Raw genomic sequence first — 13,289 nt, forward strand, 5'->3', positions numbered from 1 at the left:
CATGCTAAAGAGATATCGATCGCCATTTCCCCTTTGGCTAACCAGTATTGTGCTCCTTGGAGCGATCGCCCCTCTGCCGGCCTTGGCCCAACGGGCTGCGGGCGACATTGTCATTATTGGCAACTCCCCCTCTGAGTGGGGGCGCAACCAGCGCTACTGGAACCACTTGCTCAACCTGTCGGGAGCCGCCGCAGCCGCTTCTGCACCCACAACACCAGGAGCTCCCCAAGAAGTTGATCCCAAAGTTCTAGAACAACAGCTCCTAGGCAACATTCGCGTCAGTCAACCCCAGCTGGAGCCGGTCATTCGATTACCGGGGTCTTCAGTGGTGAAAGGCACAGTTACAAACAATAACCGCCAACCGGTAACCATCCAATCCATTAACTATGAGGTGGTGGGGCCCGACGGCCAAGTTCTGCAAACAGGTGCCGTGACGCCGGAACCCGCAACGGTAGGTCCTGGTCAGACGGTGACGTATCAACAAATGCTGCCTACGGTGCCAGCGGATATTGGGGCCCAGGTGCGCCTGATGCAGCCAGCAGTGCAGCTTCAAGGGGGTGTCTAGACTTCTTCGCCTCGGTATCACCGGGGGGATTGCCTGCGGTAAATCCGTGGTGGCGGGTTATTTGCAGCGGCAGTATGGGGTGCCCATTGTCGATGCTGATGTATTAGCGCGGCAGGTGGTTGCCGTGGGCACACCCATTTATCAAGCCATTGTCGATCGCTATGGGGATGGGATTTGCCGTAGGGATGGTACCCTGGATCGCTCCCGTTTAGGGGAAATTGTCTTTGCTCAGCCGCAGGAGCGCCAATGGCTAGAGGCGCAAATTCACCCTGCGGTGGTTGCCGAGATGGAGCAAGCGATGGCTACCTGTGATCAACCCCTGATGGCCTTGGTTATTCCCCTACTGTTTGAAGCCCATCTTGAAGGCTTGGTGGATCACATTTGGGTAGTCGCCACTCCCCCTGAGCAACAGTTAGCTCGTCTGCAGCAGCGCGATCGCCTCTCTGCCCATGCCGCTGGCCAACGCCTAGCCAGTCAACTGCCCCTAGAGGAAAAAATTCGGCGGGCAGATACAGTGCTCTGGAATACAGGTTCCCTTGAGGAGCTTTACCGTCAGGTGGATCAGGCCTTTTCCTTACTGGGCAGAGGTGGCAAGGGAGGTTAGCCCCATCGTGACCTGCTGTAGGAAACTTTCTGGATGGATGGGCAAGGGAATGTAGCGATCGACCCCTTGGTAATTGCCCTTTGATCCCAAGATGAAAATCTTGAGTTGCTCAGGGGTACAGCGTTGTCGCAACTGATCCACTAGCTCCTGCACATCGCCATAGCTAAAGGGCTCCGCCAAGAGAACGGCAATTGGTGTCAGTGCCAGCAAGCGTTCCACTTCACCATCCACCAGCCAAATGACTTGATAGCCTGCGGTGGTCAAAATCGAGCAGATCAGGGTGGATGTGGCTTCATCCTCACTCACAAGAACAATTCGCCCTTCAGGTTCAACCAACACCTCCGTTGTTGCCAGAGGCGGGACATCCAGCTTGGGTTTAGGGGGATCTGGCAGCGGGTCTGAAATTGCCGGCAGCCCCACTGTGAAGGTACTGCCTTTGCCTTCGGTGGAGTCAACATCAATCCAGCCATGGTGCAGATCCACCCACTGCTTGGTGAGGGCTAACCCCAAACCTGCTCCGGTATAGGCGCGGCCAAAGGAGCTATCCAATTGTTGAAATTTTTGAAATAGTAAGGATTGCAGGTGAGCAGGGATGCCAATACCAGTGTCTTGTACTTGGAAAATCAGCTCATCCTCTTTCCACCAAGCCCGTAGGATCACTTCCCCCATGGCAGGGGTGAACTTGATGGCGTTGCTGAGGAGGTTAATGAGAATTTGCTGGATGCGGCGATAGTCTCCCCAAAAGCGATCGCGAGTAGGGGGAATCATCAGTTGGTGGCGCAGGTTCACCTGATGGCGGTGGGCTTGGGGTTTGACGACTTCAAGGCAGTCCGCACACAGTTGCCGAATCGAAAAGGCGCTGCGATGGAGCTGCGATCGCCCCAATTCTGCCTCCGAGAGATCGAGAATGCTGTTGATTAACTCCAGCAGGTGGGTGCCACTCTCATGGATAATTTCCAGATATTCCCGCTGTTTTGCTGTCAATGGGCCAAGGGGCCAGCGCAGTAGGGTGGCAGAAACGCCAATGACACAGGTGAGGGGCGTGCGCAGTTCATGACTCATGGTCGCCAAAAAGTCGTTTTTAATGCGGTGGGCGGCTTCCATAGCACTTAGGGCTTCCCGCAGCGCTTGGGTGCGTTCATTCACCCGCTGTTCCAGGGTGGCCTTTTGCTGTTGTAATTCGCTGTAGAGTTGCGCTTGGTAAATGGCAATGCTCAGGTGTTGACTGAGGTGGGTGAGAAATTCAACCTCCTGGGGTTGCCACTGGCGGGGGCGATCGCACTGGTGGGCAATGAGCACTCCCCAGAGCCGATCTTGAACAATAATCGGCACAATTAGCCATGACTTGATCTGCCAGTGGGCGGCAAAGGACTGGAGGCAGGGCACCGCCCCATAGAACTGTTGAATGTCACTGACCACAATCGCCTCACCCTGACTCAGGCGCTGATAGCTACTGCTAGGTAACCCTGACCACTGCCAACAGTCATCCCATATCCCCAAGACCGAGGGAATTTCGCTATTGCGGCAGGATTCATAGGTGATTTGGCCGCGCAGTTCCCCTTCGGTCTGAGCGAATTGCCCCACCAGCAACCGATCCACATCCAAAAACTCGCGAATGCGATCCACGGCTATTTTCAGGAGTTCAGGCAACTCCAGGCTCTGGCGAATTTGGGTTGTCACCTGATGCAGCAGCCGTTCTTGGGCTTGGCGTTCATTGAGGGCCGCCGTGACTAGGGGTTGGCAACTTTGGCACTGGGCAGTCGTTTCTTCACCGAGGACTGCCATGAGGGCGATCGCCAGATCAGCGGGCAACATCTGTTCCTTGGCATTTAAGGGACTCAGTTGCTGCAAAACAGCACGGATCAGGGGGCGACGGTTCACAGGAACTTGGCTGCGGATTTTGCGCAAAAAGCGGGCGATCGCCCTAGGGTTAGTGAGAATTGCTACCCGATAGGTACTCATCTGCGGCACGGGTTCTGCCTGCAATAGCAGCGCAAAGCTCTCTGCCACGACAATGAGAAAGGGAGCATCAGTAGAGGCGATCACCTCTTCACGGGTGAGGACAGTTGCCCCGCGACGGCTTGCTTGTGCGAGGAGGACTGTGGCGATTCGCTCGTAGAGAAATGCTGGTAGAATTCGATCAAAGATGGGCTGGGGCATCGTTTCTTAAGTTCAATCCTTGATCGCTTCGTTGCAGGAAAGGGCATTGCCATGGGGCTTGCGATCGCTAGCGGCTTTTTCCATTAATTTCTGTTGTAGTGACTCAGGGGGTATAAGGGGGAAAGCCCACCAGTTTTTTTAATGATTGCTGTCAACCTATGCATCGAATTCTTACATTGAATGATCTCACTGTTGCTACAGATAACAGCAATGTTGCATTTCTACAGCAAAGCAGTGCTCCCATCGTTATTTTAACGGGAGCGGATACGGATATTGCTCTGCTGGCCCAAGCCTACCACCAACTGCCAAAGGACTTTCCCCCTTTGCGTCTTGCTAACTTACTTCATTTACAAGCGGCAGCGGCGATTGATGACTATGGCGATCGCGTTCTAGCCAAGGCCGATGTTGTGGTGATTCGCCTCTTGGGAGGACGGGGCTATTGGAGCTATGGCCTCGAGGTGGCGCAGCAAATGGTCAGCGATCGCGGCGGCCAGTTGATTTTGCTGCCGGGGGACGATCGCCCTGATCTAGAACTGATGAGCCTCTCCAGTTGGCCACTGGCGCAAGTTGATCGCCTCTGGCAATACTTTTGCGAGGGAGGACAGGAAAATATTCAGTGGGCCCTAGAGTTTATTGGTCACTACGGCTGCGGTTGGGGGGCTCCTCCCCGTCCCCCCCAAAGGATTCCCCGCTGGGGCACCTATCCAATTTCGGGGCAGATCCCCAAGGACTGGCCGCAGGTGGGGATTCTCTTTTACCGTGCCCATTACTTGGCGGGTAACACTGCTGTGATTGAGGCCCTTGCTCAGGCCTTGATGCAGCGGCAATTGGCACCTGTTGCCGTGTTTGTCTCCTCGCTCCAAGACCCAGAAATTCAACGGGGACTGCTGGCAGCGTGGCAGGGCAAGGTGGAACTGATTCTGAATACGACGGGGTTTGCGATCGCTAAAGCCAGCGAGGTTGATCTTTGGCAGCAGTTGGATGTTCCGGTGTTACAGGTCATTCTCAGCAGCAGCACCTACGAGACTTGGCAACAGCAGCCCCAAGGACTGACGCCCCGTGACCTGGCAATGCACGTGGTTTTGCCGGAGGTGGATGGCCGCATCATTACCCGTGCCGTCTCCTTTAAGGCGGTCTCCCAAATTCAACCAGAGGTGGAAACCGCCGTGACCACTTATGCCCCAGTGGGCGATCGCCTAGACTGGGTCAGTGATTTGGCGGCCAACTGGCTGAAACTCCGCCGCAAAGCCCCTGCGGAACGCCGCATTGCCCTGATTTTAGCCAACTACCCCTGCCGGGATGGTCGTCTTGCCAATGGCGTGGGCCTTGACACCCCCAACAGTACCGTGGAACTGCTCAAAGCACTTCAGGCCGCTGGCTACGATCTGGGTCCTGACCCTCTGCCTAGGGATGGCGATGCCCTAATCCAACACCTCAGCCGTTACCGCACCAACGACCCTGAAGGCAATCACTGGCGGCTGCCCCGCTATACCCTCTCCCTTGACACCTACCAGCACTATTTTCGCAACCTACCAAGGGCAGTACAGACGGCCATTAACCAACGCTGGCCGGCACCCACCAGCGATCTCCCCATTGCGGGTGACTGTTGGGGGAACATTTTTGTCGGCATCCAACCCAGTCGGGGCTATGATCGCGACCCCAGTTTGAATTACCATGCCCCCGATTTGGAACCCACCCCAGAGTATCTCGCCTTTTACTTTTGGTTGCGCCATGTCTTTGGAGCAGATGCGATTGTCCATGTGGGCAAGCACGGCAATCTCGAATGGCTCCCGGGCAAGGGGATTGCCCTCAGTGAGGCCTGTTTCCCTGAAATTGCCCTTGGCCCTGTGCCCCACTTTTACCCCTTTATCGTCAATGACCCCGGTGAAGGCGCCCAGGCCAAACGCCGTGCCCAAGCGGTGATTTTGGATCATCTGACCCCGCCCCTCACCCGTGCCGAGCTGTACGGTGGCCTAGAGACCCTCAGCCACTACATTGAGGAATACTACGCCGCTGAGCAGTTCGATCGCCCCCGTTTGACTGTGCTGCGGCAGCAGATTGAAGCCCTGGTCAAAGAACTCGATCTCGATCAAGAAATTAGCGCTCCCAATCCTGAGGAAACTTGGACCGCATGGCTAGCGCGCACCGATGGCTACCTCTGTGATCTGCGGGATGCCCAAATCCGCGATGGCCTGCATATTCTTGGCCAATGCCCCCAAGGACGACAGTTGCGGGATCTAATTCTTGCCATTGCCCGCAGTCCCAGTGACCAGCATAGGGGTCTCACTCGGGCTCTAGCACAGGATCAAGGGGTGGATTTAGACCCCCTCACCGCTGATCCAACCGCCCCCAGTCCTGTCCTCGGCTATCGCTCCGTGGGCCAGTGGCAAAATGCCCTCGAAGAAACTGCGGCAACACTGGTGGAGGGTTTATTGCGGGGCACCCCCAATCTCCCCGGTGGCAGTGCAACTCAGCAGGTACTGGATTGGATTCGCACGGTTCTCTACCCTGCCCTGCAACAGACCCGCCAAGAAATTGACCACTTTCTCCATGGCCTCAATGGTGGCTATGTTCCCAGTGGGGCTGCGGGTGCCCCTAGTCGCGGTCGTCCCGATGTCTTACCCACGGGCCGGAATTTCTATGCCGTGGATCTGCGATCGGTGCCCACAGAGGCTGCATGGGCCTTGGCGGAGCGATCAGCGGCGGCACTGATCGAACGCTATTGTCAAGAGCAGGGGGACTTTCCCCGTACCCTTGGTCTGTCGGTGTGGGGCACAGCAACAATGCGTACAGGGGGCGACGATATTGCCCAAGCCCTTGCCCTTTTGGGAGTGCGACCGGTCTGGGAAGGCGCCTCACGACGGGTGGTGGATTTAGAGGTGATTCCCCTGTCGCTGTTGGGACGACCGCGTGTGGATGTTATGCTGCGGATTTCTGGCTTTTTCCGCGATGCTTTTCCCAACCTCATTGCCCTCTTTGATGAGGCGGTGCAGCGGGTGAGCCAGTTGGATGAACCCCCCGATCAAAATCCCTTAGCGGCCCAAGTGGCCAAAGAAACGGCCTATTGGCAACAACAGGGTCTCTCCTTGGATCAAGCTCAGCAACGGGCACGCTTTCGCATCTTTGGTTCCAAACCCGGTGCCTATGGTGCGGGACTCCAAGGACTCATCGAAGCCCAAAACTGGCGGGGGGATGAGGATCTTGCCCGCGCCTACATCCACTGGAGTAGCTATGCCTACACCGGGGCAGCCCACAGCCACAATGCAGCGGAAGCCCTAGAGCAGCGGCTCAGTCAACTGCAAGTGGTGCTGCAAAACCAAGACAACCGCGAGCACGATCTGTTGGATTCCGATGATTATTACCAGTTTCAGGGGGGCTTGACCGTTGCGGTGCGATCGCGCTCAGGGCAGCAGCCCACGGTTTACTTTGGCGATCACTCACGGCCAGAGCAGCCGAAAATTCGCACTCTACAGGAGGAACTGTTGCGGGTCTATCGCTCCCGCGTCGTTAATCCCAAATGGCTAACAGGTGTCAAGCGTCATGGCTACAAAGGCGCCTTCGAAATGGCAGCCACGGTAGATTATCTTTTTGGCTATGCCGCTACGGCTCGCTGTGTACCCGATTATGTGTTTACAGGCATTGCCCAAACCTATTTGCTGGATAGCGAAATGCAGGCCTTTGTGGCGCACCATAATCCTTGGGCACTGCGGGACATGGCTGAGCGACTCCTGGAAGCTGCCCAACGCCAACTGTGGCAGCCACCTGATCCCCAGATGTTAGACCGCCTGCGATCGCTCGCCCTCGAGGCCGAAGGTTTAATTGAGGGCAACAGTGCCCCCTAGTACAGCAAAATCAAGCGCAGCACCCGCGCGACCGCTGCCACCAAGCAGACAGTCACCAACTGCCCCGGCAAGGCAAAAAGCGAATACTGCTCTAGTAGCTCCACCAAGGGGTGACTCAACTGCCCGGCAAGAGCCAGAGCACCGAGGTAGAGGGCACCGCAGACATGAATGAGCACCAGTCCCCCTAGGCTGCTCAAGGCAAGCCATTCTAAACTGACCCGTTTTTGGGGACGAAAGGCCAGCCAACCACAGACCCAGGCCCCCGGCACAAAACCCAAGAGGTACCCGAATGTTGGTTCACGCCAATAGTCTAGGCCGCCCCCTTGGGAAAAAACCTGAAACCCACTCAGCCCCAGAATCAAATAGGCCACCTGTGAGAGAGCTGCGGCTTGCCGTCCTCCCATACAGCCGACAAAAAGAACAGCGGCCACCTGGTAGGAGACCGGTAACGGGTGCACTGGAACCGCTGCCCAGGAGGTGGGTAAAACAACCTGCCCTTCCTCGTTGAAAAAGTTGGGCAAGGCGATCGCCGCTTCCATGAACGTTCCGGCAACGGTTAGGAGGAGGCCTAAAATCGCCCACAAAAATTCATCAAGGGGTGACAAGTCGTTTCTCAAAAGCGCTGCAACACATTCGGTGGGACTGAGGGGGTCGGACTCGTATAGCGAAATGTGAGATCTGTATCTCCCATCATGATAATGTCCCCATGGTGCAATACCCGCTCATCCGATAGGGGAGTACCGTTAAGCAATGTGCAATTGCGACTATTGTTGTCACGGATTAGGTACACTAGTGCATTGCCACGAGGCCGCAGTTCAATGGTTGCCTGATGTCGGGAAACATAGGGGTCATGAATAATAATGTCACAGTCACTGGCGCGGCCAATTTTCCAGAACGCTTTTCCTGAAAGGTGATACTTGCCTACCGCCGTGCCTTGGGAGTGCACAATCAGCCATGCTTGTTTGTCAAGGTCTGGAAAGCACGTCATAAAAGTTGACCACAGATACTTTTACTTTTATCATACGTACTCCATCCGTAGTTTTGCAGGTGGCTGAGATTCTGAAAACCTATGGAAATTCGAGATGAAATGCTTTTGATCTGCAGATGTCAATTTCAGTATTTTTACGGATAGCAAAAGGTTAGGGAGTGTGTTTAGATAGGGCTAGGCGAAAATTATTTCAAGTAAAAAAGTTTTTGGAGCAAGGCGTTCACACATCGATTAGATTCACAATCAGATCCATACATAAATTAGACAAGATGGCTTAGTAGTTTTTTACTTGCTTTAACTAGTTTCTTATAGGTTTCCTATGAGCAAGGGCGTTTCAGCTTCTTTGACCCAGATTAAAAATCAGGTTGTACCAGCTCAGCAACTGAAGCTACGGCGATCGCTCCTTGCTAATCTGTTAGTTTTCGCAGCCGGGTGTGGCATCCTTGCCTTTGCAGTCTTGTTTCTCTACCGCCATTTAACAACAGTGCGCAGTCGTGATGCAGTCATTAATGGCGTGATTGTGAACGTGCGGGCTCCAGAGGAAGGAACACTAGAGAAACTCCAGGCGCAGGTAGGGGACTTTATCGAACCCACGGATGCACCCTTGGCCCTCATAGAAAATGACTATGTCAGTCAAGGCAACGCTCGCGAAGTTGAAAAATGGTTAGAGCGGCGGCGGGGAGAATTAAAAGCTGCTCAGGTAAAGTTGGCTCAATTGCAAAGACTCCTCGCCTCTGCCCAAAGGGATGAACGCAATCAGCACAGACTAGAGGTGGAGCAAACCAATCGCCAAGTGGCTGCTGCTCAAGCAGAACTCGCAGCGGCTAAGGCCAAGCTTGCGGATGCCAAGGCGCGCTATCAACTGGCACAAATGAACTACCAGCGCTTTAGCCAGTTGGCCCGGCAGGGGGCGGTACCCCAAGCCCAAGCGGATGCGGCTCTAACGGAGTTGCAGCAAAGCCAAGCCCAAGTGGCTGCTCGTCAACGGGAGGTGGAAGCTGCGGCTCACACCGTTGAGGCCCTGAAGGCTGATGCCCGTGCTGCTGAATTGGGGCTGACACTGCGCAACACTCGCAGTAACTATGACCCCCGCCTAAGGCGGCAAGAGTTACAAACTCAAATTAGCGAACAGCAGGCGATCGTCCAAGGGATGCAACAGGAAATGGCTGCCCAACAACGACAAGTTGCCCAAGCCCAGCGGGAGGTTGCTCAGCGCAAAGTGGTGAAGGTGACTGCTCCCATTGCCGGTTATGTCTGGCGGGTGGATGCCCGTCCGGGGATGTTTCTCGGTAAAGGGGATCAAATTTTGCAATTGTTGGATTGTCGGCGTCGTTGGATCGATGTCTTTGTCGATGAACAATTACTGCGGCTCATTCCTCCGGGCACTCGGGCAAAAATTGAACTCTATGGGGCCAAAGGGAAAGTTCTTCAGGGCACAGTCACCAATATTCGCTCTGGCTTGGGTCGCCTCAACCCCGGCGATGATCAGGTGATCCCAATTCCCGAAAACTATCCGCGTCAAAGTCAAGTGCGTGTTGAGCTAGATTCTGACCAAGATTGGGGCGACGGTAACTTTTGCTATGTGGGCTACACTGCACGGGTGACCTTTCAAATTAACCCCTAGATTTTTATATCTATCCTAAAGAATGCTCAATCCTTCATAGTGGCCTTTTATCTCGGGGATAAGAGATATTGATGCAACTTGGCACTGATTCCCGTCAGGGCTGGTGCTATTCATAGATAAGATTAAATTTGATTAGTCTTGCCCATAGATGTAGGCGGGGTTTATGTTGCAATCGTTTGCAGATACGGTGTGGCTCATTCCCTTTTACTCCCTCGCGGGAATGGTGTTGTCCTTGATTTGGTCACCGGGGATTACACGGAAAACGGGGCCACGGCCAGCGGGCTATTTGAATATCTTGCTCACGTTTTTTTCCTTTGTGCATGCACTGTTGGCAACGGTGGCGATCGCCAACCAACCACCACAGTATTTGCACTGGACGTGGCTTGATGTGGCGGGTCTGCACCTTGACATTCCCGTTGAAATTTCGATTTTGACGACTACCGCCCTGATGCTAATCACAGCCTTGAACCTTATGGCTCAGGTGTTTGCGGTGGGCTACATGGAGATGGATTGGGGCTGGGCCCGCTTCTTTGCCCTGCTAGCTCTTTTTGAAGGTGGTATGGGAGCGCTGGTGCTCCTCGATTCTCTCTTTTTCAACTATGTGGTTTTGGAAATTTTGACCCTTGCCACCTATTTGCTGATTGGACTGTGGTTTAACCAACCCTTGGTGGTGACCGGTGCCCGCGATGCCTTTCTAACGAAACGGGTGGGAGACTTGGTACTCCTGATGGGGGTGTTGGCGATTTATCCTCTGGCTGGTTCCTGGAACTACGACGATTTGGCGGCTTGGGCAGCAACGGCTCAAGTAAACTCCACCCTCATTACCCTGATTTGTTTGGCGCTGATTGCAGGACCGATGGGGAAATGTGCCCAGTTTCCGCTACACCTGTGGTTGGATGAGGCGATGGAAGGGCCAATTCCGGCCTCGATTTTGCGGAATGCAGTGGTTGTGGCCACGGGGGCATGGGTGCTAGTGAAGCTGACGCCAGTGCTGAGCCTTTCCCCGGTTGCTCTAACCGCTTTGTTGGTGATTGGTAGCGTCACGGCCTTGGGGGGAACCCTGATTGCCATTGCCCAAGTGGACATTAAACGCGCCCTCTCCTATTTGGTGAGTGCCTACATGGGGTGGGTGTTTATTGCTGTTGGCCTCAAGGAGCCGGGCTTAGCTTTTGTCTTTATCCTCACCTATAGCCTGGCCATGGCAGTGCTAATGATGAGCATCGGCAGCATTATCTGGAATAGTGTTACCCAAGATCTGCGCTTGCTGGGTGGGCTGTGGTCCCGGCGCCCCATTTCGGGGATCTCCTTTCTCGTGGGTTCCGCAGGGCTGCTGGCGGTTCCACCCTTGGCCAGTTTTTTCCCCCAGGCAGAATTGCTGGATACGGCCTTTGCCCAACTGCCTTGGGTAGGGGGGGTGCTTCTGTTGATGAATACTTTTGCGGCTTTTAGTCTTGGGCGCACATTTTGCCTAGTTTGGGGCGGTGAGGTCAAACCGATGACGGCGCGATCGCCCGAGGTCTTTTGGCCGATGATTTTGCCGATGACCGTTGATCTAGGGCTGGTGCTGCACTTGCCAATTCTCATGGCGCGCTTTGATTGGGTGATTTGGACCCAACCTTCCTTGGCCACCGCTGCGGCACTGACTATCACTGCTCTTTTGGGCTGGGGGGTAGCCGCATGGGTCTATCTTGGCAAAGCAATTCCCAAACCCGTGCAGTTTCCCCTGCCGTCGGTACAGAATCTGCTGGCCTACGACTTCTATACGCCAAAGCTCTACAGAGCAACGGTGGTGGGAGTGGTGGATATGATTTCCCGCATTACCGCTTGGTTTGATCGCACATTTGTGGACGGGACCGGCAATGCCTTTGGCGTGGTCACTCTTTTGGGGGGCGATCGCCTGAAATATAGTACAACGGGGCAATCCCAAGCCTATATCCTCACCATCTTGATGGGCATTGCCATTTTAGTCATTGCCATTTGTTGGCCACTGCTGGCTTAGTGCTCCATTCATTGAGGTTTCTGCCTATGCTGACGCTGTTAATCGTGTTGCCGGTGATCGGCGCTCTCCTGATGCCGCTGCTGCCAGAGCGAGTCCTACGTTCGGTGGCTTTAGTTATCGCCGGTCTCACCTTTGCCCTGTCCCTCTGGATGCTGACGCAGTTCGATGTTCACCAGAGCGCACTGCAATTTACGGAATTTGTGCCGTGGCTGTTGCCTTTGGGATTGAACTATTCCCTTGGGGTGGATGGTCTCTCGCTGCCCCTGATTGTTTTGGGGACCTTCTTGACCCTTGGGGTTGTATTCACAGGTGAGAAAACTGGACAGCGGCTTTTTTATGCCCTGGTTCTTTTGGCCAATGCCGGCATTACAGGGGCCTTAGCGGCCCAGAATCTGCTGCTGTTTTTTCTCTTTTACGAACTTGAGTTGGTGCCCTTTTACCTGTTGATTTTGATCTGGGGGGGGCAGCGTCGTGAGCAAGCAGCGGTTAAGTTTCTGATTTATACGGCAGTGTCGGGCATTCTTGTCCTCGCCGCCTTTTTGGCAATGGGTTGGCTGACCCACGCCCCTAGTTTTGACTCTGCCGATATTCAAATCGCTGGCTTGGCACCGACGACCCAAGGGATTCTGCTGTTGCTGTTGATCTTGGGCTTTGGGATCAAAATGCCCTTGGTGCCCCTCCACAGTTGGTTGCCCGATGCCTATGTAGAGGCTTCAACCCCGACAGCAATTCTCCTTGGGGGAGCACTGGCAAAACTGGGTGCCTATGGCTTGGTGCGTTTTGCCCTGGGCTATTTTCCAGAGGCTTGGGCACAGTTTTCTGGTCTGTTGGCGATCGTGGCGGCGGTGGGCATTGCCTATGGTGCCCTTGCGGCCATTGCCCAAAAGGATATTAAACGGATGGTGGCCTACAGTTCCATTGGCCATATGAGTTATGTCCTTCTAGCGGCAGCGGCCCATACCCACCTCAGCATGGTGGGAGCGATCGCCCAAATGATAAGTCATGGCCTAATCTTGGCACTCCTGTTCTATCTGGTGGGTGTAATTGAAACGAAAGTCGGGACCCGGGAACTGAACGTGCTCAATGGCCTGCTCAATCCCCTGCGGGGCTTGCCGACCACCAGTGCCCTCTTAATTTTGGGCGGGATGGCGAGTGCAGGTATTCCAGGGCTTGTGGGGTTTGTAGCGGAATTTTTAATCTTCCAAGGCAGCTATGGGATGTTCCCCCTACCAACCCTGGTTGCTGTGGTGGGCACTGGCCTCACAGCGGTTTATTTCGTGATTATGATTAACCGCACCTGTTTTGGCCGCCTTGACAATCGCACAGCCTACTACCCACGGGTAGTCTGGTCAGAGAAAATGCCTGCCCTCGTCCTGACCCTGTTGATTGTATTTTTGGGGGTTCAACCCACCTGGCTGGTGCGCTGGAGTGAAACCACCAGTGCTCAGATCGTTGCTGCCGTCCCCCGTACCAATGAACTTGTTGCCACCTTAGCCAAGCGTTAGGA

At 54.7% G+C, this 13,289-nt stretch carries 9 protein-coding genes; 6 read left to right on the forward strand and 3 right to left on the reverse strand.

The genetic code is table 11. The features are described from left to right. Position 1: 1 nt before the first annotated feature. Both TLL_RS04545 and coaE read left to right on the forward strand, forming a co-directional pair. Positions 2 to 565: an FxLYD domain-containing protein gene (locus TLL_RS04545; protein ID WP_011056741.1), complete on the forward strand. Its 564-nt coding sequence runs from the start codon at positions 2 to 4 to the stop codon at positions 563 to 565. Then, positions 558 to 1,169: a dephospho-CoA kinase gene (gene coaE / locus TLL_RS04550; protein WP_011056742.1), complete on the forward strand. Its 612-nt coding sequence runs from the start codon at positions 558 to 560 to the stop codon at positions 1,167 to 1,169. Before TLL_RS04545 ends, coaE begins: the two co-directional genes overlap by 8 nt. Here coaE and TLL_RS04555 read toward each other — a convergent pair. Beyond that, positions 1,140 to 3,329, reverse strand: coding sequence for a hybrid sensor histidine kinase/response regulator (locus TLL_RS04555; protein ID WP_011056743.1), 2,190 nt, complete (start codon positions 3,327 to 3,329; stop codon positions 1,140 to 1,142). The genes coaE and TLL_RS04555 overlap by 30 nt on opposite strands. Positions 3,330 to 3,487: 158 nt before the next feature. On the opposite strand from TLL_RS04555, the gene cobN reads away from it, so the two are divergent. Continuing rightward, complete coding sequence (gene cobN, locus TLL_RS04560) at positions 3,488 to 7,171, forward strand: cobaltochelatase subunit CobN (protein ID WP_011056744.1); 3,684 nt, start codon at positions 3,488 to 3,490, stop codon at positions 7,169 to 7,171. Here the strand turns inward: cobN and TLL_RS04565 are convergent. Both TLL_RS04565 and TLL_RS04570 read right to left on the reverse strand, forming a co-directional pair. Then, positions 7,168 to 7,776 (reverse strand): biotin transporter BioY, encoded by a 609-nt coding sequence (locus TLL_RS04565; protein WP_231833829.1) that lies wholly within the window; start codon positions 7,774 to 7,776, stop codon positions 7,168 to 7,170. The genes cobN and TLL_RS04565 overlap by 4 nt on opposite strands. Positions 7,777 to 7,784: 8 nt before the next feature. Continuing rightward, on the reverse strand, positions 7,785 to 8,159 hold the full coding sequence (locus TLL_RS04570; protein ID WP_011056746.1) for an FHA domain-containing protein: 375 nt from the start codon (positions 8,157 to 8,159) through the stop codon (positions 7,785 to 7,787). 343 nt (positions 8,160 to 8,502) lie between these two features. Between TLL_RS04570 and TLL_RS04575 the strand changes: the two genes are divergently transcribed. From TLL_RS04575 to TLL_RS04585, 3 genes are all read left to right on the forward strand, one after another. Next, on the forward strand, positions 8,503 to 9,783 hold the full coding sequence (locus tag TLL_RS04575) for an HlyD family secretion protein (protein WP_164920777.1): 1,281 nt from the start codon (positions 8,503 to 8,505) through the stop codon (positions 9,781 to 9,783). 163 nt (positions 9,784 to 9,946) lie between these two features. Further along, on the forward strand, positions 9,947 to 11,782 hold the full coding sequence (locus TLL_RS04580; RefSeq protein WP_011056748.1) for an NAD(P)H-quinone oxidoreductase subunit F: 1,836 nt from the start codon (positions 9,947 to 9,949) through the stop codon (positions 11,780 to 11,782). 26 nt (positions 11,783 to 11,808) lie between these two features. Then, positions 11,809 to 13,287, forward strand: a complete 1,479-nt coding sequence (locus TLL_RS04585) for an NADH-quinone oxidoreductase subunit M (protein WP_164920778.1) — start codon at positions 11,809 to 11,811, stop codon at positions 13,285 to 13,287. The last annotated feature ends 2 nt before the right edge of the window (positions 13,288 to 13,289 follow it).

This window comes from Thermosynechococcus vestitus BP-1, assembly GCF_000011345.1.
Lineage (GTDB): Bacteria > Cyanobacteriota > Cyanobacteriia > Thermosynechococcales > Thermosynechococcaceae > Thermosynechococcus > Thermosynechococcus vestitus.

Coding starts and splice junctions, on each gene's coding strand:
- TLL_RS04545 (WP_011056741.1), top strand. CDS start 2: ATGCTAAAGAGATATCGATCGCCATTTCCCCTTTGGCTAACCAGTATT.
- TLL_RS04555 (WP_011056743.1), bottom strand. CDS start 3,329: ATGCCCCAGCCCATCTTTGATCGAATTCTACCAGCATTTCTCTACGAG.
- cobN (WP_011056744.1), top strand. CDS start 3,488: ATGCATCGAATTCTTACATTGAATGATCTCACTGTTGCTACAGATAAC.
- TLL_RS04570 (WP_011056746.1), bottom strand. CDS start 8,159: ATGACGTGCTTTCCAGACCTTGACAAACAAGCATGGCTGATTGTGCAC.
- TLL_RS04580 (WP_011056748.1), top strand. CDS start 9,947: ATGTTGCAATCGTTTGCAGATACGGTGTGGCTCATTCCCTTTTACTCC.
- TLL_RS04585 (WP_164920778.1), top strand. CDS start 11,809: ATGCTGACGCTGTTAATCGTGTTGCCGGTGATCGGCGCTCTCCTGATG.